The 20,934-nt window shown below is 62.6% G+C and carries 22 protein-coding genes and 1 tRNA gene; 14 read left to right on the forward strand and 9 right to left on the reverse strand.

Features of this window, described 5'->3' with window-relative positions:
* Positions 1-89: 89 nt before the first annotated feature.
* Complete coding sequence (locus SPO_RS11560) at positions 90-608, reverse strand: hypothetical protein (RefSeq protein ID WP_051420354.1); 519 nt, start codon at positions 606-608, stop codon at positions 90-92.
* 302 nt (positions 609-910) lie between these two features.
* Between SPO_RS11560 and rpsF the strand changes: the two genes are divergently transcribed.
* The 7 genes from rpsF to SPO_RS11595 all read left to right on the forward strand — a co-directional run bounded on the left by rpsF (position 911) and on the right by SPO_RS11595 (position 5,295).
* The gene (gene rpsF, locus SPO_RS11565; RefSeq protein WP_011048000.1) at positions 911-1,264 is read left to right on the forward strand and encodes a 30S ribosomal protein S6; all 354 of its coding nucleotides are present in this window, start codon (positions 911-913) and stop codon (positions 1,262-1,264) included.
* A gap of 27 nt (positions 1,265-1,291) precedes the next feature.
* Positions 1,292-1,519: a 30S ribosomal protein S18 gene (gene rpsR / locus SPO_RS11570; RefSeq protein WP_008328567.1), complete on the forward strand. Its 228-nt coding sequence runs from the start codon at positions 1,292-1,294 to the stop codon at positions 1,517-1,519.
* 12 nt (positions 1,520-1,531) lie between these two features.
* Positions 1,532-2,134 carry a 50S ribosomal protein L9 gene (gene rplI, locus SPO_RS11575; protein WP_011048001.1) on the forward strand — a complete coding sequence of 201 codons (603 nt, stop codon included), beginning with the start codon at positions 1,532-1,534 and terminating at the stop codon, positions 2,132-2,134.
* Positions 2,135-2,316: 182 nt separating this feature from the next.
* Positions 2,317-2,790, forward strand: coding sequence for a lytic transglycosylase domain-containing protein (locus SPO_RS11580; protein ID WP_011048002.1), 474 nt, complete (start codon positions 2,317-2,319; stop codon positions 2,788-2,790).
* A gap of 393 nt (positions 2,791-3,183) precedes the next feature.
* Positions 3,184-3,588, forward strand: coding sequence for a helix-turn-helix domain-containing protein (locus SPO_RS11585; RefSeq protein WP_011048003.1), 405 nt, complete (start codon positions 3,184-3,186; stop codon positions 3,586-3,588).
* Between the two features lie 39 nt (positions 3,589-3,627).
* On the forward strand, positions 3,628-4,329 hold the full coding sequence (locus SPO_RS11590; RefSeq protein WP_011048004.1) for a LuxR family transcriptional regulator: 702 nt from the start codon (positions 3,628-3,630) through the stop codon (positions 4,327-4,329).
* Positions 4,330-4,434: 105 nt separating this feature from the next.
* On the forward strand, positions 4,435-5,295 hold the full coding sequence (locus SPO_RS11595) for an acyl-homoserine-lactone synthase (protein ID WP_011048005.1): 861 nt from the start codon (positions 4,435-4,437) through the stop codon (positions 5,293-5,295).
* 91 nt (positions 5,296-5,386) lie between these two features.
* Here SPO_RS11595 and tig read toward each other — a convergent pair whose 3' ends face one another.
* From tig to SPO_RS11615, 4 genes are all read right to left on the reverse strand, one after another.
* Positions 5,387-6,718 carry a trigger factor gene (gene tig / locus SPO_RS11600; protein ID WP_011048006.1) on the reverse strand — a complete coding sequence of 444 codons (1,332 nt, stop codon included), beginning with the start codon at positions 6,716-6,718 and terminating at the stop codon, positions 5,387-5,389.
* Positions 6,719-6,908: 190 nt separating this feature from the next.
* A complete protein-coding gene (locus SPO_RS11605; RefSeq protein WP_230981735.1) occupies positions 6,909-8,042 on the reverse strand; it encodes a porin in 1,134 nt (377 codons plus the stop codon).
* A gap of 315 nt (positions 8,043-8,357) precedes the next feature.
* Positions 8,358-9,464, reverse strand: a complete 1,107-nt coding sequence (locus tag SPO_RS11610) for a porin (protein WP_030003221.1) — start codon at positions 9,462-9,464, stop codon at positions 8,358-8,360.
* A gap of 385 nt (positions 9,465-9,849) precedes the next feature.
* Positions 9,850-9,933 (reverse strand) — tRNA-Leu (locus tag SPO_RS11615).
* 210 nt (positions 9,934-10,143) lie between these two features.
* Here SPO_RS11615 and SPO_RS11620 point away from each other — a divergent pair.
* Positions 10,144-10,653: a Hint domain-containing protein gene (locus tag SPO_RS11620; protein ID WP_011048009.1), complete on the forward strand. Its 510-nt coding sequence runs from the start codon at positions 10,144-10,146 to the stop codon at positions 10,651-10,653.
* On the opposite strand, the gene SPO_RS11625 is transcribed toward SPO_RS11620, so the two are convergent.
* A complete protein-coding gene (locus tag SPO_RS11625) occupies positions 10,650-12,287 on the reverse strand; it encodes a bifunctional ADP-dependent NAD(P)H-hydrate dehydratase/NAD(P)H-hydrate epimerase (RefSeq protein ID WP_044028343.1) in 1,638 nt (545 codons plus the stop codon). The genes SPO_RS11620 and SPO_RS11625 overlap by 4 nt on opposite strands.
* 170 nt (positions 12,288-12,457) lie before the next feature.
* Between SPO_RS11625 and SPO_RS11630 the strand changes: the two genes are divergently transcribed.
* The 4 genes from SPO_RS11630 (at position 12,458) to SPO_RS11645 (ending at position 16,331) form a co-directional block, all read left to right on the forward strand.
* Complete coding sequence (locus tag SPO_RS11630; RefSeq protein ID WP_011048011.1) at positions 12,458-12,796, forward strand: P-II family nitrogen regulator; 339 nt, start codon at positions 12,458-12,460, stop codon at positions 12,794-12,796.
* A 32-nt stretch (positions 12,797-12,828) separates the two neighbouring features.
* Entirely contained in the window at positions 12,829-14,235 is a 1,407-nt protein-coding gene (gene glnA, locus SPO_RS11635; protein WP_011048012.1) for a type I glutamate--ammonia ligase, read from the forward strand.
* 134 nt (positions 14,236-14,369) lie between these two features.
* The gene (locus SPO_RS11640) at positions 14,370-15,212 is read left to right on the forward strand and encodes a lytic murein transglycosylase (RefSeq protein ID WP_011048013.1); all 843 of its coding nucleotides are present in this window, start codon (positions 14,370-14,372) and stop codon (positions 15,210-15,212) included.
* Between the two features lie 192 nt (positions 15,213-15,404).
* Positions 15,405-16,331 carry a hypothetical protein gene (locus tag SPO_RS11645; RefSeq protein ID WP_011048014.1) on the forward strand — a complete coding sequence of 309 codons (927 nt, stop codon included), beginning with the start codon at positions 15,405-15,407 and terminating at the stop codon, positions 16,329-16,331.
* Positions 16,332-16,386: 55 nt separating this feature from the next.
* Here the strand turns inward: SPO_RS11645 and SPO_RS11650 are convergent, their stop codons facing one another.
* Positions 16,387-17,124 (reverse strand): heme-dependent oxidative N-demethylase family protein, encoded by a 738-nt coding sequence (locus SPO_RS11650; protein WP_011048015.1) that lies wholly within the window; start codon positions 17,122-17,124, stop codon positions 16,387-16,389.
* 129 nt (positions 17,125-17,253) lie between these two features.
* Here SPO_RS11650 and dddP point away from each other — a divergent pair, with 129 nt between their 5' ends.
* Positions 17,254-18,597, forward strand: coding sequence for a dimethylsulfonioproprionate lyase DddP (gene dddP / locus SPO_RS11655; protein ID WP_044029245.1), 1,344 nt, complete (start codon positions 17,254-17,256; stop codon positions 18,595-18,597).
* A gap of 24 nt (positions 18,598-18,621) precedes the next feature.
* Here the strand turns inward: dddP and SPO_RS11660 are convergent, their stop codons facing one another.
* Positions 18,622-18,813, reverse strand: coding sequence for a hypothetical protein (locus SPO_RS11660; RefSeq protein ID WP_011048017.1), 192 nt, complete (start codon positions 18,811-18,813; stop codon positions 18,622-18,624).
* A gap of 224 nt (positions 18,814-19,037) precedes the next feature.
* Here SPO_RS11660 and SPO_RS11665 point away from each other — a divergent pair, with 224 nt between their 5' ends.
* The gene (locus tag SPO_RS11665) at positions 19,038-20,258 is read left to right on the forward strand and encodes a bifunctional alpha/beta hydrolase/OsmC family protein (RefSeq protein ID WP_011048018.1); all 1,221 of its coding nucleotides are present in this window, start codon (positions 19,038-19,040) and stop codon (positions 20,256-20,258) included.
* 65 nt (positions 20,259-20,323) lie between these two features.
* Here the strand turns inward: SPO_RS11665 and SPO_RS11670 are convergent, their stop codons facing one another.
* A complete protein-coding gene (locus SPO_RS11670; RefSeq protein WP_011048019.1) occupies positions 20,324-20,911 on the reverse strand; it encodes a biotin transporter BioY in 588 nt (195 codons plus the stop codon).
* Positions 20,912-20,934 lie beyond the last annotated feature (23 nt).

Consider the following 20,934-nt stretch of genomic DNA (forward strand, 5'->3'; position numbering starts at 1 on the left):
TGCCTTGACCCAGACATGGGGTAAGCGGGCTGCGCGGGCAATCTGCCCTGCTCCACAGACTCTGTTGAAGAATGAACAGTGACCGGGCTTCAGGTCGGGATGGTCACGAATCCGCTCAACTGGCTGCGCAGGGCCTGGCGGATTTCGGCCGAGGGGATCGGAAGACGCATCAGGATCGAACCGTCCACATCGCAGATCTCCAGATAATGCTCGTTGAACCGGGCCGCGCCCAGGCTGTCATAGCTGCGGCGCAGGATCGTCTGCGGGCGGCCACGGTTGTTCTTTTGCAGCACCCGCACCTCGCGCCGGATCGGGTCGAAATAGGCATCGGGCTGGTTGTCCTGATGATGGATCATCAACAGCGCCAGACCGCAGAAGAAGAAGAACAGCGACACGCCCAGCTTCATCAGCGCCGCATCGGCCCCGTTGTTGGACCCCGGCAGCAACCACATCGAGGCCGCACCAATCACCAGCGCGGTTCCGATCACCCGAAAGATCACGGTACGCAGCGGCCAGTTGGGGGCAAAGGTGATCATCAGCGGCACCGTCTCTTCAAAAGACGGCAGCGGCATCCGGTTGCGAAGCGTCTGTTGCTGTGCCACGTGCATGTCGGGTCGCGCTCCCTGCGCCAGGTTCTCCGCCGGGTTGTGTCCGGCAGGGTTAACGTTCGATAAACATTGCGACGGGAATGCGGCAGGCTCGGGGTAATTGAGCGGCACCTGGTCGTGCGCAACCTGGGCATGTGGCCAGAGATGTGAGCGGACCAAGCCTCTTGCCCCCGCCGCGCAGGCGTGTATATGGGGCCATCCTTTCACAGAATACGTGAACCGCGCAGTCTCTCGTGGCAGGGCCGTGAAAGGATCAGGGGCCCCGCCTATGAAATGCGCCTAGATAGAAAACAGGAGATCGCATGCCTCTCTATGAGCATGTCATGATTGCGCGTCAGGATCTGTCCAACACGCAAGCCGAAGGCCTCATCGAACATTTCGGTGCCGTACTCAGCGACAATGGCGGCAGCCTGGTCGACCACGAGTACTGGGGCGTCAAGACGATGGCCTACAAGATCAACAAGAACCGCAAGGGCCACTATGCCTTCCTGCGCACCGACGCACCCGCGTCCGCCGTGCAGGAAATGGAACGCCTGATGCGCCTGCATGACGACGTGATGCGCGTTCTGACCATCAAGGTCGACGAGCACGCCGAAGGACCCTCGGTCCAGATGCAGAAGCGCGACGAGCGCGACAGCCGCCGCGAACGCCGCTAAGCCCGCATTAGGAAAGGACATCAAGTTATGGCCGCTAAACCGTTTTTCCGCCGTCGCAAGGTGTGCCCCTTCTCGGGCGACAACGCACCCAAGATCGACTACAAGGACACCAAGCTGCTGCAGCGCTATATCAGCGAACGCGGCAAGATCGTGCCCTCGCGCATCACCGCCGTCTCGGCCAAGAAGCAGCGCGAACTGGCCCGTGCCATCAAGCGCGCGCGCTTCCTCGCCCTGCTGCCCTACGCCGTGAAGTAAGGAGATAAGCACATGCAAGTTATCCTTCTCGAACGCGTGGCCAAGCTGGGTCAGATGGGCGACGTCGTGGACGTCAAATCGGGCTATGCCCGCAACTTCCTGCTGCCGCAAAGCAAGGCGCTGGTCGCATCGGATGCGAACATCGCCCAGTTCGAAGCGCAGAAAGCTCAGCTCGAAGCCCGCAACCTGGAAACCAAGCAGGAAGCCGAGGCCCTGGCCGTCAAGCTCGACGGACAGCAGTTCGTCGTGATTCGCTCGGCATCGGATGCCGGCGCGCTGTATGGCTCGGTCACCCCGCGTGACGCCGCCGAAGCCGCCACCGAAGCCGGCTTCTCGGTCGACAAGAAGCAGATCGCCCTGATCGCTCCGATCAAGGACCTGGGTCTGCACACCGTCGCCGTGCGCCTGCACCCCGAGGTCGAGGTCAGCATCAACCTGAACATCGCACGCTCGCCCGAAGAGGCCGAGCTGCAGGCATCGGGCAAGTCGATCCAGGAACTGGCCGCCGAAGAAGAGGCCGCCGCTGAATTCGAGATCGCCGAACTGTTCGACGATCTCGGCGGCGCCGCGTCCGACGACGACGACCAGGCCCCCGCCAGCGACGAAACCGCCTGATCGGTTTCCCGCAGGGGAACAAGATTGAAAGGCCGCGCTGCCCGCGCGGCCTTTTTTCATGGACGACGCCCCGCCGCTGGCTGTAATCCGCCCATCCGCGGGTACCGGACGCAATTCTCTCTTCGCAGACCGCGTCCAAGCGGGTATTTGCCTCGGGGATTGACGCGACCAAGGAGCCCCCGATGCAGTTCACCCGCCGCGCCCTGTTGCTGACCGGTCTTGCCCTGCCCGTTGCCGCCTGCGGGCGCGAACCGGAACCTGCCGCGACCTTCAATCCGCCGCTCTACCCCAACGAAACGCCCGAGCTGCGCGCCGCGATCAACCGCTGGGCCGATCACTATGAACTGCCGCGCAATCTGGTGCACAAGCTGGCGATCCGCGAAAGCACCCATCGCCCCTGGGCGGTCAACCGGCCCTATTACGGCCTGCTCCAGATCCTGCCTGCGACCGCCCGCACCATGGGCTATCGCGGTGGGCCCGAAGGGCTGCTGGATGCAGATACCAACCTGCAATATGCGGGCAAATACCTGCGCGGCGCCTGGCTGCTGGCCGATGGCAGCCAGGACCGGGCGATTCAGCTCTATGCCTCGGGCTACTACTACGAGGCGAAGCGGCGCGGCATGCTGGTCGAGACCGGTTTGCGCCCCGCCTCTTGACGCGACGTCAATAGATTTGTGAATCTGCAATACACCAACGCGCTGCAGGGCGCTGCGCCAGCGCCCTGGACCAGTGGCGCTCCCCAGGTTCCGACAGGATAAATCCCTTCGCTTACAAATGGTTCCAACCAGGGTGACGCCGGCGGCAACGGCCCGGAAATGATCAAATCTCGGCTCCGCCAAGCCGTTGATACCAAATCATTAGTAGACATAACCCCCGATCGGAGCCGCCTTAACCCTACCGCAACCTTAGCATGAAAATCGTTGCTTCGATGCGTGTGATGGGGCAAGCTGTGTTCGTGATGATCGAGTGTCGGGGGGTCTTGCCGGTGAAATACCTGCTGGTTCTGGAATATAGGCACTCGTCAAATGTAGGGCTTAACAGGTGAAGGTATGGATACAGTCGATACCGTAGTAGGGCGCCGCATCCGCGCCAGGCGCTCGGCGCTTGGTCTCAGCCAGGCCGAGCTTGGCCGGGCGGTCGGAGTGCGTTTTCAGCAGGTTCAGAAATATGAATCCGGTGCGAACCGGGTCAGCGCGTCGCGCCTTTGGGCGATTGCCGAAGTGCTCGATGTGCATATCAGTCATTTCTTCGAAGGCATCCAGGCACCGGACTCCGGCGTGATCGATGGCAGCGATGCGCCCGTCGACCGGCTGATGTTCCTGCAGGATCGCGATTCTGTAGAAATGGTCGAGATTTATAGCAGCTTGCCTCCAGCGCAAAAGCGTGCTGTTCTTGCCTTTGTCAGAACGATGGCGGTTGATACGCAAATGTCCGGGGAAAAAGTGCCCGGATAACGGGTCTTCCGCCCTGTTCTGATCGAACAGGTGCAGTAGATGGATATTGTCGATCTCGGGACTTTGCCAAAGTCGGAAGCCGTTTATTCGGACTTCCTTCTGCAAGTGCGCGAAAAGCTTGAGATGGACCATGCTGCCTATGCCGGGCTGAACCCGGCAGCTGGCGCCATCCACGGCTATGTCACCTACAGCGACGAGTGGAAGCTCCATTATCAGGAGCAGGGCTTCCACATGATCGACCCGACCCTGCACATGAGCCAGCGCAGCATCGCTCCGGTCGACTGGAGCCGCCTGGAGCGCAGCAATGATTTCCGCCGCGTCTTTCGCGACGCCCATGACTTTGGCATCGGCGATCAGGGCCTGACCATCCCGGTACGTGGTCCCTATGGCGATGTCGGCCTGCTCAGCGTCACCCGGGAATGCTCGACCGAGGAATGGCAGAAGCTGGTGCGCCATGTGATCGGCGACCTGCAATCACTGGCGGTGCATATCCACGACACGGTGATGAGTTCGGACATGCTGGGCCGAATCCTCTATCACCCGTCGCTCTCGACCCGCGAGGTCGAGATCCTGCAATGGGTGGCCGCTGGCAAATCGCAACAGGACATCGGCGATATCCTGTCGATCTCCCATCGCACGGTCGAGGTGCACCTACGCTCGTCTCGCGAGAAACTCTGCGCGTTGACGACCGCTCAGGCTGTCGGGCGTGCCGTGGGACTGGGTCTGATCTACCCCGGCTGAACCATCCAGTACATTTTTTCCGCCTCTACGGGAAACCCCCAATAGTCCCGACACGAGACTTGGGTAACGATTGGTGTACCGAAATCCACTCGTAGGGGGAAACAAATGATCATCGTGATCGACGCTTTGAACAAGCATCTATTCGGTGGGGTTCTGGATGACATGTTTCGGTTGCGTGCCCGAGTGTTTGGTGATCGTCTGGGATGGGATGTAACAATTGAAGATGGCAAGGAGATCGACCGTTTCGATCACCTTGATCCGGCCTATGTCGTCGGGCTTGACGACGACGGCAACGTAGTTGCGGCCGTCAGGGCGTTGCAGACCACAGGCCCGCATATGCTGGCGGATGTGTTTTCCGACATCCTCTGTGGCGAACCACCGATCCGCAGCGCCACGATGTGGGAATCCACCCGGTTCTGTGTGGACACGCAGCGGCTCAAACGCGGCAAGGACCGCAATTCGGTGTCATATGCCACATGCGAGCTGATGATCGGCTCGCTGGAATATGCCCGCCGCGCAGGGATCAGCGATATCGTCACCGTGATCGACCCGGTGATGGACCGGGTCCTCAAACGCTCGGACAACGCGCCGTACGACTATGTGGGCCAAACCGTGCCGATGGGCAAGGTACCGGCGCTCGCCGCCCTGCTCGATACCGGAGAGGAGCGCGTCAACCGCGTGCGTGAATTCGCAGGTATCATCCATGACGTGTTTCTGAGCGATGAGGACGCGCTGGCCCTGTTCAACGGGGCGCATGGCGAACAGGCCGATCAGCCAGTGGCCAATGCAGATTACAGCCCCACCACACCGCTGGAACGCTATCTGGTCGAACAGCTTCAGGCCGCCGGAACCGAAGAGGAAGTGAAAGCGGTGCAGGGCCTGATCGAGGCGCTGGCCGGGTCGCTGGAACCAAGCCGGAAGCAGCAGTTGCTGAATACCCCAAAACTGGTCGCGCGTGAGGCCTGAGCCACTCGCGAAGCAAACAAGACGCGTGACAAAAAGAGCCGCCCGATCTCTCGGGCGGCTCTTTTGATTTCTAGGTCCGTGAAAGGGCGGATTATTCCGCGTCCAGCGCTTCCAACGCCTTTTGCAGGTCGTCCTTGCTGATCTCTTTCTCGGTCACCTTGGCCTGGGCCACGATGTGATCGACCACCTTGTCCTCGAAGATCGGCGCGCGCAGCTGCTGCTGCATCTGCGGGTTCTTCTGCACGAATTCGAAGAACTGACGCTCCTGCCCCGGATACTGACGGGCCTGGCCCAGGATCGCCTGGGTCATCTCGGCATCGGTGACCTCAACCTCGGCCTTCTGGCCCAGTTCGGCCAGCAGCAGGCCCAGACGCACGCGGCGCTCGGCCAGTTTGGTGTGCTCTTCGGTCGCTTCGATCTCACCGTGGTTGTGATCGTGAACCTCGGGGTTCTCCTCGTGCCACAGCTGATGCGCGATCTGCTTGGCCTCAGCGTCAACCAGGCTGGGCGGCAGGTCGAACGAGACCTTGGCATCCAGCGCGTCCAGCAGGCCACGCTTCATCACCGCGCGCGAGGCACCGGCATATTCGGCTTCCAGACGCTCGGCGATCTGGCTCTTCAGCGCGGCCAGGTCCTCGGCGCCGAATTTCTTGGCCAGCTCGTCGTCGATCTCGGCGGCAACCGGTTCCTTCACCTCTTTGATGGTGCAGGTGAACACGGCTTCCTTGCCGGCAAGATGCTCGGCGCCGTATTCCTCGGGGAAAGTGACGGTGACGTCTTTTTCCTCTTCGGCCTTCACGCCCACCAGCTGCTCTTCGAAGCCGGGGATGAAGCTGTTGGAGCCCAGCACCAGCGGGTAATCCTCGGCCGAACCGCCTTCAAACGCCTCGCCGTCGACCTTGCCGACGAAATCCATCACCACCTGGTCGCCGTCCTTGGCCTTGGAACCCTTGCGGCGCGCTTTGAAGTCCTGCGCGGTCTCGGCCAGGTTGCCCAGCGCTTCGTCGATGGCCGCGTCGTCGGCCTTGACCACCAGCTTCTCCAACGCGATGTCGCTCATGTCGACCTCGGGGATCGCAGGCAGCGCCTCATAGGACATCGCGACTTCGACATCGTCGCCCTCTTTCCAGTCCTCGTTGGTCATCTTGACCTCGGGCTGGAGCGCGGGACGGTCACCGCTGTCTTCGAAATGCTTGTTCATGGCGCCGTCGATGGTTTCCTGCATCGCCTCGCCCAGCAGACGCTGGCCGAACTGCTTTTTCAGCAGCGCCATGGGCACCTTGCCCTTGCGAAAGCCCTTCATCTCGATCTCGGGCTGCGCCTCGACCAGCTTTTCGTTGACTTTGGCGTCCAGTTCAGCCGCGCTCACAACGATGTTGTAGCCGCGTTTCAGACCTTCGTTCAGCGTCTCGGTAACCTGCATATGGTAGTCCCCATAGGATTCGGGGCGCACGCACCGAGGCGCGCGCCATGCACAATTTGTGGCCTTCTATTTGTCCCGAGAGGCCGGTGCAAGGGGGTAGTGCCGCACTGGCCCCGCAATTGGTGGTATGAGACAAAAAACACGCCCCGGACCGGCCGGGGCGTGTCAAAGTCAAACGGTCAGGAACCGATCAGAAGCGCCAGCGCGCACCCAGCACGATGGTGCTGAGGTCCTGATAGCTGTTGGCCGCGTCGTCATATTCATAGTCCTGATAGGTGAAATAGACGTCGGTGTTATAGGCCTCGACCCGCTGCGCGATACCCACGCCCCAGCCCTTGGTCTCGGAGCCCGCGACGTTGAAGTCCGACCCGTCGTAGTAGTGCACGCCCACGCCGGTCTTGCCGAACGAGAACAGATCGACGTCATAAGCGACCTTGAAATACAGGTAGTCGGGGTCGGTGGCGCCTGCCGCATCATTGTCGCGGGTACCGCCCGCAAAGGTGAAGCTGAGCCCGTTCTTAAGCAGGACCGAGGCCGACCCCACCACATCCGAGCGATCGACGCCGTTGTTGTCGCGCACCTGATAGGCCAGGCCCGCATCCAGCTGCACGCCACCGGCGAACTCGCCCGAGTAACGCACTGCCGCATCGTAGTAATCCGACTGATCGGCAGTGTTCAGGATGTTTTCACCATAGGCAGCCGAGAAGGTGAACCCGGCGATCTCGGGGCTGTCATAGCGGATACGACCGCGGCGCGAGCCGTCGAACGTGTCAAGCGCATCGCCCACCGCCGGACCGGACAGAACCCCCGCCGTGTCACGGAAAAAGAAGCCTGCGTTGGCATCGGCGAGATAGGAATACAGCGCCACGCCCACATAGGACAGGTCGGATTCGGCGATGCCATCGGCCGCCATGCTGCCCTGACCCAGCGAGACCTTGCCCCAGTCGCCTTCCAGCGAGAAGTCGATATGGCGCAGGTCGTCCCGGGTCCAGCCGCTGAAGTTGTCGCCCAGCTGGTTGGTCTCGGTCGAGTTGGGCAGGCCCAGCCCGGCTTCGAACCGGAACCGGAAGGTGTTGTCGCCAAAGGGCTGCGCCAGACGCAGGCCGATGCGGCTGCGCGACAGGTCGTTGTCACGGATCTGGGTCTCGGTCTGCTGACCGTCATCGACCGAGATCAGGGCCGGGTTGAACTGGCCATAAAGGCGGACCGAACCGCCGGACTGGTTTTCATAGAGCAACTGTGCCGATGCCGGCGCGGCCAACGCCGCCGCCGCCAGGGCCAGAGCCGAAGTGGTTCTGAGTGTCGTGATCATCTTCTTTCCCATCAGATGGATGAAACGCAGGTTGCGTGCCCTCTGATGTGGCGGTGACGGGTCACTCTTCCATATGAGCGCGCCGGGGCGTGGCGCGCGCGTTGCATCGCTGCTACGCGGCGCGACTCGGGCAAATGTCAAAATCGTTTCATTACAAAACGATACAAAGATAACGCGTTTGCGAGCGCTGCGTGAAATTCAAAAAAAACGCGTCCTGCATGGCAGCTTTCTGCAAATGCGATGTGCGTTTTTGCACCCATCTCACGCAAGAGTGACGCCTGCCCTCCCCTTGACAGAGGCAGGCAGGCGCAAGGAGCCGTCAGGGGATCAGAATTTCCAGCGGGCGCCGAACAGGAACGCATCCACATCCTGATAGGCAGTACCCGGATCGGACAGTTCATGCGTGCGATATCCCAGATAGACTTGGGTGTTGATGCTGTCGAAATTCTGGTTGATGCCCAGGCCGATGGATTTCGACTCGCGCCCGGCCAGCCCGAAGTCATTGCCGTTATAGTAGTCGACCGCAAACGAGGTCATGCCCGCCGAAAGAAACTGCGCCTCGTACCCGGCCAGCACATAGGTATAATCGCCGCTGTTCTCGCGGCTGCCGGCGGCCAGGGCAAAGTTCAGGCCAGACTTGAACTTGACCGCGACCGAGCCAAAGGTGTCGTCACGATCGACGCCACCGCTGTCGCGGCGCGAAAAGCCGATACCGCCCTTGACCTTGGTTCCGTCGAACTCGCCTGCGTATTTCAGCGCGATGTCATAGTATTTGTCGCTGTTGCCCGGGGTCAGCACATCGGTGCCCGCAGCGAGCGAGACCGAGAAACCGTTGAAGCTGGGCGTGTCATAGCGCACCCGGCCCTGACGCCCGCCATCCAGGTTGGGCATGACCGAGCCGATGGTGACCCCCGACAGCGCACCGCCGGCGGTGCGGAACTGGAAGCCGCCCGCAAGATCGCCGACACTGTTATAGGTGGTCATGCTGTTGTTGTTCAGCGAGATGTCCGCAACCCCGTCGCTGGCCATCGACCCCTGCCCCACATAGATCGTGCCCCAGCTCTCGCTGGCATAGGAAAAGTCGATCTTGCGCAGGTCGGTCCGGTCCCAATCGGCACCCTTGGGTGTGTTTGTTTGGCTGACCCCACCGGAGGAGCGCAGGCCAAAGGCGGTCTCGAAATTGAACTTGAACGTGCCCTGATACATGGGCTGCACCACCCACAGGCCGACGCGGCTGTTGGAATGGGCGTTATCGACAAAGCTGTCCTTGCTTTGCACCCCGTCATCGACCGATTGCCAGGCGGGCGAGAACTGTCCGTAAATCTTGACATAGCCGCCCGAGGCATTGTCCCACTTCAGTTCCGCCGCTGCAGGAACGGCCGCCATGGCAGCCACCAGCGCGACAGCCGTCGCTGTTTTGATCTGTCTGGTCATGTCATCTCACCATTCAAAAGGGTTGGCGTTTCACAAGTCTCAATTGGAGATTGGATCGCCTGTTTCCAGACATCGTGCCGACAGGCAGGCTTTTATTGGCATTTTGGCAACACGGAATCGTGAAGTGCATAGAGAGACCTGTTTTCAAACAAGAGCTTGCCGGTGGGCATCAAACCAGCGGGGACATGCGCAAAAGAAAATCCGCGCCGCAGCCCTGCGCGCCGCACATGGCACCTAACCGTGCCGCGCAACATCGTGCGCCGCGCCCGATCACGCCCGCCCGCCGAAGAGAATCCCGGAACAAGCCAACCGCGTGGCAGGTCTTGCCCTGACTGGAGGTGGAAAAAGCATCCTCCATCGCCGCGCGCGGCAGGCCAATCGAGAATGGTGCGGGTGAAGGGACTCGAACCCCCACGCCAAAGGCGCCAGAACCTAAATCTGGTGCGTCTACCAATTCCGCCACACCCGCAGTCACGGCGCACTGAAACCTCGCCGTGACGCGCTGAATAGCAAAGCTTTCAACCGAGCGCGAGAGGCAATCTGCCGATGCCCGAGACGATGCCGCAAAGGCACGCATGGGTGGATTTATCTAAAAACGGCAGCAAATCGCCGCGACATGTACATGATTTTGCCATATTCTGGTCCGCAAAAATAACGAGCAGATCAAAGTGAGCCAATCATGAACGCAAAGGCGGCCCCTCTTGCTGCGGGCGGTGTCTCGTATGCCAGCCCCGATGTTGTACCCCTGCCCGAGGTCGGGTTCCTGGCCGGTACCATCCTGCTGACCCAGGATGGCGAGATGCCGGTGGAGTTCCTGTCTCCTGGCGACCGGATCATCACCCGCGATCGCGGCTTTGTTCCCTTGCACCACATCACCCGCGCACCCCAGAGCGTGCGCGCAATCCGCATTGCCGCAGGGTCGCTGGGCGATACCCGGCCCGATTGCGACCTGATCCTGCCCGCCGGACAACCCGTGCTGATCCGCGACTGGCGGGCGAAGGCGCTGTTTGGCACCGCGCAGGCCATGGTGCGGGCCGATGCGCTGGTGGATGGAGAGTTCATCTGCGATCTGGGTCCGCGCGAAATGCAGCTGTTCCAGCTGCATTTCGACTCTGCCCATGTGCTTTATGCCGGTGGGCTGGAAGTGGCGGGCCAATGCCTGCCCGCCGCGGGCCGGCTCGCCGCCTAAACCCCCAGTTTCCGGAATACTGCCGGCAATTGCTCCGGCAGATCCTCGGCGATCAGGCCGGGGCCGAACTCCAGCGCGCATTCCACATGCAGCCAGGCGGCGGTCTCGGCCGCCTGCATGGGCGCGAACCCGCGCGCCAATAACCCGGTGACGAAACCAGCCAATACGTCGCCCGACCCGGCGGTAGCCAGCCAGGGTGCTGACCGCAGGTAATGGGCCGAGTTCACCGAACAGCGCCCGTCGGGCGCCGCGATCACCGTGTCCGGCCCCTTGAACAGCACCACACAGCCCGCGCGTTTGGCGGCCTCGCGGGTGGCATCGACCTTGGAATAGGCCGGGCCGCTCTTCGGCTCCTTGCGGAGCCTCTTCGCGATATCCGGAAACAGCCGCGCAAATTCGCCTCCATGAGGGGTCAGAACGCAAGCCTCATGCAACAGAGCAAACAGCTCGGCCGGGTCTCCGGCATAGGCCGTCAGCGCATCGGCATCCAGCACGGTGGCGCGTTTGGCATTCAGCGCCACCGGCACCAGATCACGCGCCCGCTCCACCCCCATGCCCGGCCCCAGGCAAAGCGCATTGAGGCGGGTATCCTCCAGCACTGCCGCAAACCCATCGGCGCCCTCGATCCGCGTCAGCATCAACGCGGTGATCTGGCAGGCAACCTCCTGCTGCGCGCCGGGCGACACCCCCAGCGTCACCAGCCCCGCCCCGATCCTGAGCGCACCGCGCGCCGCCAACCGGGCCGCGCCGGTCTTGCCAGAGCCGCCGGAGAGGATCAGGGCGTGGCCGTGCGTGTATTTGTGGGACTCCGCCGCCTTGTCCGACAGCCTTGGTTGCGCCAGACGCACAATTTCGCTGGCAAGCTCCCTTGCGACAGCGCGACTCGACGGCAAGTCATCCAAGCCGATGCTTTTCACCACTGTTCTTCCGCAAAAAGCCGGTCCATCTGAAATTCGATGCCCGACTTTCTCGCGATGAAAACTCACAGACAGTTCAAATTTCAGCTTTCCACGCCCGGTCTCATCCTGGGTATCAATGAGAGGCTTTCCGCTGTCGGCACATAATCCAGAAGGAAGATCAATTGCCACACGACGTGCGTTGACCACCTCTGTTGTGAGCACACCGATCTTCTCATGCAGCCACATCTCGCTGCCGACCGGGCGAACCAACCCAGTGCCAAAAACCGCATCTACTATGAGATCGACCGCTCCAACCTCTCCGGTTTGCCAATTCCAGTTTTCTGGCTCAAACTTCGCAAAGGCCTGAACCTCCCCCGCCTGGCACCACCGCTCATAGTTCACCCGTGCATCCGGCGGCAGCTTCTCGGGGTCGCCATAGAGAAACACCTCTACGGCCCAACCACGCTCGTGCAACAATCGCGCCACCACGAACCCGTCGCCACCATTGTTGCCCGGCCCACAGAGGACCACGGCTTTCTTCATTTCGCCCGAAGTACTCCAGGGGGTCTGAGGGGTTGGCCCCCCAGCCTCTCCCAACTCCGGCCATTCCTCGAATATCGCCTCGACCACCCCGCGCCCGGCGCGTTCCATCAGCTCCAGCCCGGTTACCTCACCCGAGGCGATCGCCGCCTGTTCGATGGCCCGCATCTGCGCTGCGGTCAGCAGTTCGCTCATGCCCTGCCCTTTCACCGATTCACTTCTGCACAATCCTTGTGCATCTTGCCCAAATTTTCACCTGTCGCCCAAAATTGCTGCACCGCAGCCCGGCCGGTTTCGCATTCGCGTTGAGCCACCAGCTTAGACGTGATCTGAGGCGGGCTGACAAGCTTGCAAGGAGCACCGCGATGAAGAAGATCGAAGCGATCATCAAACCGTTCAAGCTGGACGAGGTCAAAGAGGCGCTGCAGGATATCGGCGTCCAGGGCCTCAGCGTGGTCGAGGTCAAGGGCTTTGGCCGTCAGAAAGGCCATACCGAGCTGTATCGCGGTGCCGAATATGTGGTCGATTTCCTGCCCAAGGTGAAACTCGAAGTGGTGCTGGACGACGATCAGGTCGACGCCGCCATCGAGGCCATCGTGAGCGCCGCCAAGACCGACAAGATTGGCGACGGCAAGATCTTTGTCTCGACCGTCGAACAAGCCATCCGCATCCGTACCGGCGAGACCGGTTCGGACGCGCTTTGACCCGAACACACTCTAGCAGAGGACAAGAGAGTATGAGCAAGGACGCAGTTCTTCAGCTGATCAAGGACGAGGGTGCCGAATATGTCGACATCCGCTTCACCGACCCGCGCGGCAAGCTGCAACACGTGACCATCGTGTCCGATCTGGTCGACGAGGATTTCCTGGAAGAAGGCTTCATGTTCGACGGTTCGTCGATCGCCGGCTGGAAGTCGATCGAAGCCTCGGACATGAAACTGATGCCCGACACCGAAAGCGCCTATGTCGATCCGTTCTACGCGGAAAAGACCATCTGCATTCATTGCTCGGTGGTCGAGCCCGACACCGGCGAGGCCTATGACCGCGACCCGCGCGGCACCGCCGTCAAGGCCGAGGCCTATCTGAAGGCATCGGGCATCGGCGATGTGGCCTATATGGGTCCCGAGGCCGAATTCTTCCTGTTCGACGACGTGCGCTTCTCGAACACGATCAACAAGGTCTCCTATGAGGTCGACGCAACCGACGCTTCGTGGAATTCGGATGCCGAGTTCGAGACCGGCAACATGGGTCACCGTCCCGGCCTGAAGGGCGGCTATTTCCCGGTCAACCCGATCGACGAGGCGCAGGACCTGCGCGCCGAGATGCTCTCGACCATGAAGCGCATGGGCATGAAGGTCGACAAGCACCACCACGAAGTGGCCTCGTGCCAGCACGAGCTGGGCCTGATCTTCGGCACGCTGACCAAGCAGGCCGACGAGATCCAGAAATACAAATACGTGATCCACAACGTGGCGCATGCATATGGCAAGTCGGCAACCTTCATGCCCAAGCCGATCTATGGCGACAACGGTTCGGGCATGCATGTGAACATGTCGATCTGGAAAGACGGCAAGCCGCTGTTTGCCGGTGACAAATATGCCGATCTGAGCCAGGAGGCGCTGTATTTCATCGGCGGCATCCTCAAGCACGCCAAGACGCTGAACGCCTTCACCAACCCGGGCACCAACAGCTACAAGCGCCTGATCCCCGGTTTCGAGGCCCCCGTTCTGCGCGCCTACTCGGCCCGCAACCGCTCGGGCTGCGTCCGTATCCCATGGACCGAAAGCCCCAAGGCCAAGCGCGTCGAGGCCCGCTTCCCCGATCCGTCGGCAAACCCCTATCTGTGCTTTGCCGCGCTGCTGATGGCCGGCCTCGACGGCATCAAGAACAAGATCGATCCGGGCGAAGCCATGGACAAGAACCTCTACGACCTGCCCGCCGAGGAATTGGCCGACATCCCCACCGTCTGCGGCTCGCTGCGCGAGGCGCTGGAATGCCTGGCCTCCGATCACGACTTCCTGCTGCAGGGCGACGTGTTCACCAAGGATCAGATCGAAGGCTATATCGAGCTGAAGATGGAAGAGGTCCACAAATACGAACACACCCCGCACCCGGTGGAGTTCGGCATGTACTACAGCTGCTGATCGCAGCCTGTGTCGCAGATCGGGGCGTCCTTCGGGGCGCCCCTTTTTCATGGCGTGTCCTGCGTGGTTTTCCCCTTTGTGCCGCGGGCGGGGCGCGGCTAAGCTGCGGGGGATTGATTGACAAGGATCATTTGATGCGCCTGACTGTCCGCTCCCTCCCGCTCCGCCCTGCCCTTGCGCGCCCGGCGCTGTCGCTGGCCCTGTCGCTGGCGCTGGCGCTGCTGACGTCGCCCGCGCTGGCCCTGACCTGTGGCAACACCGGCGCCGGGTTCGAGGCCTGGAAGGCCGAGTTCGCCAAGGTGGCCCGCCGCCAGGGTGTCGGCAAGCGCGGGCTCGATGCGCTGGCCCAGGCCCGCTATGCCACCCGCACCATCGCCGCCGACCGCAATCAGAAAAGCTTCAAGTATTCGCTCGAGAAATTCATGCAGGTGCGCGGCGCCGATACGATCGTGGCGCAGGGCCGCAAACGCAAGGCGCGCAATCCCGAATTCTATGCAGCGCTGGAGCGCCAATATGGCGTGCCCGCCGGTATCCTGATCGCGCTGCACGGGATGGAGACCGCCTTTGGCTCGTTCATGGGCGACAGCGCGGTGGTGTCGGCCATCACCACGCTGGCCTATGACTGCCGCCGCTCGGATTTCTTTATCCCGCATGCGCTGGCCGCGCTGGAACTGGTGGACCGCAGCGCCATCACCGGCGCCACCAAGGGGGCCAAGCATGGCGAGTTGGGCCATACCCAGTTCCTGCCCGGCAACGCGCTGACCTATGGGGTCGATGCAACCGGCGACGGGCGGGTGGATTTCTACGACATGACCGACGCGCTCGCCTCAACGGCGAACTTCCTGCGGCAGAAAGGTTGGCAGCCCGGGCGCGGCTATCAACCGGGAGAGCCGAACTTTGCCGTGATAAAACAGTGGAATGCCGCTTCAGTCTACCAGCAGGCCATCGCCATCATGGCGCGGCGCATAGACAGCTAGAAGTTGCACGCTGCCATCGCCCGGACACCCGATTGACAGAAAGTTGTCATTTTTAACCAGTTTTTAGGGGTATTCTTCGTTTCTCAGCACTCACCAATCCTTGAAAAAATGTTCAATTGCCCCGTGATGATGCTTTTTCGGCCCCATTTTCTCCACCATGGGTCTCTAGTTTGATCCTCGGCACAACTTGCAATGGAGGACGTCACTGTGGCACAGACAGGCAAGTATCACGGTGGACTAGTATTCCTGGTTAACGAGGATGGCGCGATGGACCGGTTCAGCCGGATCGTAAGCGCTACATTAGAGGACTACGGCCACGCCGTCGATCGGCAGACGCTGTTGAACGAGTATGAAGCACGCATTCTGTCCAGTCAGTTCCTGGTCAGATTGTCCCTGCAAACCGCGGTCGAGGATGGCTCTCGCGCCCGTCGGGTGGATGCGGCGGCGGGGTTGAACAACCGCCTGCACGAGAGCAAGGAAAAGGTCCGTAACCGTCTGGTGATCTCGCTCACCCCGGTCTCGGAACAGACCGATGACCGCGACGTGACCGAGCTGATGCTGGTGGTGATGCTCTACCGGATGGTGGATCTCTATACCAGCGAGCTGATCGAGTGGCTGGACCCCAATGTCCGCCTGACGGTCGACCAGTTCCTGGGCGCATTTGCCAATGTCTCGCCGCGCCGGGTGCGCAGCCGACAGCAAATCCTGTATCATCAGGGCAACCGCTTTGCCCCGATCGACGACACCGCCCCCGATCTGGCAAGCCGCTACGACACCATCGTCGGCCAATACCCCCACGAAGGTGAAACCGGCCTGGTCGCGCTGACCGATCAGGAGGTGCTGGCGCTGGCCTTCCGCAGCGATCCGCGCCCTGACGAGCTGGACGGGCTGAGCCCCGAGGAGCAGGCGCAATCCGATATCCGCCGGCTCGCCACCTGGGGCATGACCGGCTGCCTGGTCTTCGTCTCGGCGCCGATCGCGGTCTCGCTGGCCGCCGTCAACCTGATCCGGGGCGAGGATTTCCGCCTCAATACCCAGGTGCTGTCGCTGACGGCCGGGCTGGTCTTCTTCCAGAGCTCGGGCGCCCTGGCCAACGTTCTGTCGCTGCTGCCGATCTGAGCAGCACAACACCGACGCGATCCGCCCCGCCCGATACCGGCGGGGCGAAGTCGTTTCAGGCGCGGGCCAGCGGCACGTCACCGCGCGCCAGGACATAGGTGTGGATCGAAAAGACCACCGCGCGGGTTTCGGGCAGGCGCAGGATGCATTGCCGCTCGCTGCGCAGATATCCCGCATCCGCCGGCACCGGCGCGCTGCGGCGGTCATGGATGCTGCGCGGCTGGTGCAGCTCGGCCTCGGCGTACCAGAGCGCGTTGAACCGCCACAGCGGCCGCCCCGTCTGGACCCCGTCAAACAACCGCTGCACCCGCCGCGCGATCCCCGCGTCATAGCTGCCCACCGGCTCGTGAATGGCGATCAGCGGGCGCATGAACTTTTCGGCCAGGGTCCAGCTGGCCGGAAAGCACAGCACCGCCCCGGTCAGCACATGTTCGTCGCCCTGTTTTTGCAGGATACAGAAATCCTCCTGCACCAGACGGCCCAGGCTGCGCAACGGATCGGCGCGATCAACCGTGACGCGGACCCCATCGGGCCGGGTCACCTGCGCGCCCGTGCCCGGATAGGCCAGCCCCTGCACCAGGTCGAGCAGTTCGAGCGCCGCCGCACGCGCGCCCTCATCCAGCGCCAGAACCGCCTCGGGGCGGTCGGTCATCAGCGCCTCGCGCCGGGCCATCTGCCCGGCAAAGGCCTCGTCCCGGTGCAGCCAGTCCGCCGGATCGAGCGGCGCGATCCCCGGCAGCGGCCGGGGGGCATGGATATCGTAGGGAAGTGTCTGTTGCAGGATCTCGGTCATGTCCGTGGCCTAGCATCGCCCGGGGCGTGAAAACAGGCCAAAAACGACACAGAAACCCGTCGCGAAGGGATGCGACTCGGCAGCTTGTCCCCGGTCACAGTCAGCGAAACCAGGGCGAAGGAGGCCGAGATGACCCAGCATTATCGCGACACCCGCAAGATCGATCCCACCCGGGGCGCCACCCTGGGCGACGGCAGCCCCAACGACAATGACCGGATCGAGATCGGGCCGACCCAGCTGGCCTTTGCCGAATGGGCGCAGGCGGGGCTGGAGCTGCCCGACCTGACCCGGATGCGCGAACATCGCTGGAAACGGCTGACCCGGGCCATTGTCGATCGCGGTTACGGCGGCCTCTTGATGTTCGACCCGCTCAACATCCGCTACGCCACTGACAGCACCAACATGCAGCTGTGGAACACCCATAACCCGTTCCGCGCGGTGCTGCTGTGCGCCGATGGCTACATGGTGATCTGGGACTACAAGAACTCGCCCTTCCTGAGCACGTTCAACCCGCTGGTGCGCGAGCAGCGCTCGGGCGCGGATCTGTTCTATTTCGACCGAGGCGACAAGGTGGATGTGGCCGCGGATGTGTTCAGCAACGAGGTGCGGGTGCTGATCGAGGCGCATTCCGGTGGCAACCGGCGGCTGGCGGTCGACAAGATCATGCTGCACGGGCTGCGCGCGCTCGAGGCGCAGGGGTTCGAGATCATGGAGGGCGAGGAGGTCACCGAAAAGACCCGCGCCATCAAGGGGCCTGACGAGATCCTTGCCATGCGCTGCGCCCATCACGCCTGTGAAAGCGCCATTGCAGAAATGGAGCGGTTCGCGCGCGCCAATGTCGGCGACGGCAAGACCACCGAGGACGATATCTGGGCGGTGCTGCATGCCGAGAATATCCGGCGCGGCGGTGAATGGATCGAGACGCGACTGCTGGCTTCGGGGCAGCGTACCAACCCCTGGTTCCAGGAATGCGGGCCGCGCATCACCCAGAAGAACGAAGTCATCGCCTTTGATACCGATCTTATCGGATCCTACGGCATCTGCATCGACATCAGCCGGAGCTGGTGGATCGGCGATCAGGCCCCGCGCCCGGACATGATCTATGCCATGCGGCACGCGCATGAGCATATCATGACCAATATGGAGATGCTGAAACCCGGGGTGATGATCCCCGAACTGACCGCCAATTGCCACCGGTTGGACGACAAGTATCAGGCGCAGAAATACGGCTGCCTGATGCATGGGGTGGGCCTGTGCGACGAGTGGCCCCTGGTCGCCTATCCCGACAAGGCGGTGGCGGGCGCCTATGACTATGCGCTGGAGCCGGGCATGGTGTTGTGTGTCGAGGCCTGTGTGGGCGAGGTGGGCGGCGATTTCTCGATCAAGCTGGAAGATCAGGTGCTGATCACCGAGGACGGGTACGAGAACCTGACCAGATACCCGTTCGATCCGGCGTTGATGGGACAGGCCTAGGCCGATCCCACCAGCCGCACCGGATCAATCCGGCCAGGTCGAGCGTTTGACATTGCCATGCCAGTCCTCTTGCAGCGGCGCCACGGCAGAGATGCCGTCTTGCGGCTCTGGCCAAACCTGACCAAGGGCAAATCCGACCGCTAGCGCCAGGGCCAGCGCAAACAGCGGGCCGGGCCGGGAAAGGGCGGGCGCAGGGGTGATGGCGGAATGGGTCATGGGGTTCTCCTGTCCAGATGGGTGACCTCACCACAGGTAAGGGCGAACTCTTCATTCCGAAAATGAATGATTGAATGATACTACATCACAAATCATGAACATATCGTCGCTTCCCGGCTTCTACGATCTGTCTGCTGTCACCTCCCCGTGATCTGGCTGAAAAACCTGTTGCCCGCCCGCCCATGGCTCACATCTAGTGGTCTCCCACGTATAGGAGCCCCCAGATGCCCACCGAACGGATCACCTTTGCCGGCCATGACGGCAGCCAGCTGGCCGCCCGGCTGGACCTGCCCCAGGGGCCGGTTCTGGCCACCGCGCTGTTTGCCCATTGCTTCACCTGTTCCAAGGACATTCCCGCCGCGCGCCGGATCGCAGCGCGGCTGGCGGCGATGGGGATCGCGGTGCTGCGCTTCGACTTTACCGGTCTGGGCCATTCCGAGGGCGAGTTCGCCAATACCACCTTCACCTCGAATGTCGGAGATCTGGCCGCCGCCGCGCGCTATCTGGCCGGGCGCGACATGGCGCCGGCGCTCTTGATCGGCCATTCGCTGGGCGGGGCGGCCGTGCTGCGGGCGCGGGCGCAGATCGCCTCGGTGCGCGCGGTGGTGACCATCGGCGCCCCTGCCGATCCGGGTCATGTGGCGCATCATTTCGAGACCGCCCTGCCCCGGATCCAGGCTGAAGGCGCGGCCGAGGTCTGCCTGGGCGGGCGCCCGTTCCGGATCGGGCGGGACTTTGTCGAGGATATCGCCGCAAGCGCCCTGCAACCGGCCATCGCCGATCTGCGCGCCGCGCTGCTGGTGCTGCACGCGCCGCGCGACGAAACGGTGAGCATCGACAATGCCAGCCAGATCTTCATGGCCGCGAAACATCCCAAAAGCTTTGTCACGCTGGACGATGCCGACCACCTGATCAGCCGGGCACGCGACGCCGAATATGCCGCCGAGGTGATCGCCGCCTGGGCCGGGCGTTATGTGGACCTGGCCCCGCCGGCACCGCCCCCCGGCGCACCCGAAGGCATCGTGCGGGTCAGCGAGGCCGACCCGGCGGGGTTCCTGCAGGATGTACAGGCCGGCCCCGATCATCACGCGCTGGCGGACGAACCGCTGTCATACGGTGGCACCGACCGGGGCATGTCGCCCTATGGGTTCGTCTCGGCGGGTCTGGGCGCCTGCACCTCGATGACCATCCGCATGTATGCCCGCCGCAAGGGCTGGCCGCTGGAGGGCGTCAGCGTCGATATCTGCCATGACAAGGTGCATGCCCAGGATGCCGATACCGGCGCCAGCGGCAAGATCGACGCCTTTACCCGGGTGATCCGCCTGATCGGGCCGCTGGATGGCGCCCAGCGCCAGCGGCTGCTGGAGATCGCCGACAAATGCCCGGTGCATCGCACGCTCGAAGCCAGTTCGCATATCGTGACCCGGCTGGACGAGGCGGGCTGAGCCTGCCCATGAAAAAAGCCCGGACCATCCGGCCCGGGCTTTTGTCGTGTCGCAAAGGGGCGGGATCAGCCGCGGGCGTTGCCCACCAGCTTCCACAGGCCCGGGATCAGCACGGCGGCCAGCACCAGTTTCAGCGCGTCGCCCACCAGGAACGGGGTCAGGCCCCACTGCAGGATCGGCTTGTCCCAGCCATAAAGCTGGCCCAGCCACAACAGGCCCGGCACGTAGATCAGCACATTGGCCAGCACCAGCGCCAGCGCCATCTTGGCAAACGACCGGTCCCAGCCGCGGGCCGCCAGCGCGCCCAGCAGCACGGTGGCCATCAGATAGCCGACCAGATAACCGCCGGTACCGCCCATCATGTAGGTCAGCCCGAATTTCTCGGCCGAGGAGGTTGCGAAGACGTCAAAGCCCAGCGCACCCACCAGCAGGTAGCCCATCATGGTCACCAGACCCAGCCGCGCGCCATAGGCGGTGCCCAGCGTCAGAACGGCAAAGGTGCCCATGGTGATCGGCACCGGCCACATCGGCACCTTGATCTTGGCGGCGATGGCCAGCGCGGCGATGCCGAGCACCACCAGAACCGCTTGCTTTGCCAGACGCGCGGTGCCTTCGCGCGGGCCGATTGCGTCGGCCAGAACAGTCATGCTCATTCGGTTGTCTCCCAGTTCAGACA

It is taken from the genome of Ruegeria pomeroyi DSS-3 (genome assembly GCF_000011965.2).
Classification (GTDB): domain Bacteria; phylum Pseudomonadota; class Alphaproteobacteria; order Rhodobacterales; family Rhodobacteraceae; genus Ruegeria_B; species Ruegeria_B pomeroyi.

Bases quoted from the DNA above. Each gene is read 5' to 3' on its own strand.
- rpsF (WP_011048000.1), top strand. From the start codon at position 911: ATGCCTCTCTATGAGCATGTCATGATTGCGCGTCAGGATCTGTCCAAC.
- dddP (WP_044029245.1), top strand. From the start codon at position 17,254: ATGACCCAGCATTATCGCGACACCCGCAAGATCGATCCCACCCGGGGC.
- SPO_RS11605 (WP_230981735.1), bottom strand. From the start codon at position 8,042: ATGGGAAAGAAGATGATCACGACACTCAGAACCACTTCGGCTCTGGCC.
- tig (WP_011048006.1), bottom strand. From the start codon at position 6,718: ATGCAGGTTACCGAGACGCTGAACGAAGGTCTGAAACGCGGCTACAAC.
- SPO_RS11590 (WP_011048004.1), top strand. From the start codon at position 3,628: ATGGATATTGTCGATCTCGGGACTTTGCCAAAGTCGGAAGCCGTTTAT.
- SPO_RS11660 (WP_011048017.1), bottom strand. From the start codon at position 18,813: ATGACCCATTCCGCCATCACCCCTGCGCCCGCCCTTTCCCGGCCCGGC.
- glnA (WP_011048012.1), top strand. From the start codon at position 12,829: ATGAGCAAGGACGCAGTTCTTCAGCTGATCAAGGACGAGGGTGCCGAA.
- SPO_RS11620 (WP_011048009.1), top strand. From the start codon at position 10,144: ATGAACGCAAAGGCGGCCCCTCTTGCTGCGGGCGGTGTCTCGTATGCC.
- SPO_RS11610 (WP_030003221.1), bottom strand. From the start codon at position 9,464: ATGACCAGACAGATCAAAACAGCGACGGCTGTCGCGCTGGTGGCTGCC.
- SPO_RS11670 (WP_011048019.1), bottom strand. From the start codon at position 20,911: ATGAGCATGACTGTTCTGGCCGACGCAATCGGCCCGCGCGAAGGCACC.
- SPO_RS11645 (WP_011048014.1), top strand. From the start codon at position 15,405: ATGGAGGACGTCACTGTGGCACAGACAGGCAAGTATCACGGTGGACTA.
- SPO_RS11630 (WP_011048011.1), top strand. From the start codon at position 12,458: ATGAAGAAGATCGAAGCGATCATCAAACCGTTCAAGCTGGACGAGGTC.
- rplI (WP_011048001.1), top strand. From the start codon at position 1,532: ATGCAAGTTATCCTTCTCGAACGCGTGGCCAAGCTGGGTCAGATGGGC.
- SPO_RS11585 (WP_011048003.1), top strand. From the start codon at position 3,184: ATGGATACAGTCGATACCGTAGTAGGGCGCCGCATCCGCGCCAGGCGC.
- SPO_RS11625 (WP_044028343.1), bottom strand. From the start codon at position 12,287: ATGAGCGAACTGCTGACCGCAGCGCAGATGCGGGCCATCGAACAGGCG.
- SPO_RS11640 (WP_011048013.1), top strand. From the start codon at position 14,370: ATGCGCCTGACTGTCCGCTCCCTCCCGCTCCGCCCTGCCCTTGCGCGC.
- SPO_RS11650 (WP_011048015.1), bottom strand. From the start codon at position 17,124: ATGACCGAGATCCTGCAACAGACACTTCCCTACGATATCCATGCCCCC.
- SPO_RS11580 (WP_011048002.1), top strand. From the start codon at position 2,317: ATGCAGTTCACCCGCCGCGCCCTGTTGCTGACCGGTCTTGCCCTGCCC.
- SPO_RS11560 (WP_051420354.1), bottom strand. From the start codon at position 608: ATGCACGTGGCACAGCAACAGACGCTTCGCAACCGGATGCCGCTGCCG.
- SPO_RS11665 (WP_011048018.1), top strand. From the start codon at position 19,038: ATGCCCACCGAACGGATCACCTTTGCCGGCCATGACGGCAGCCAGCTG.
- SPO_RS11595 (WP_011048005.1), top strand. From the start codon at position 4,435: ATGATCATCGTGATCGACGCTTTGAACAAGCATCTATTCGGTGGGGTT.
- rpsR (WP_008328567.1), top strand. From the start codon at position 1,292: ATGGCCGCTAAACCGTTTTTCCGCCGTCGCAAGGTGTGCCCCTTCTCG.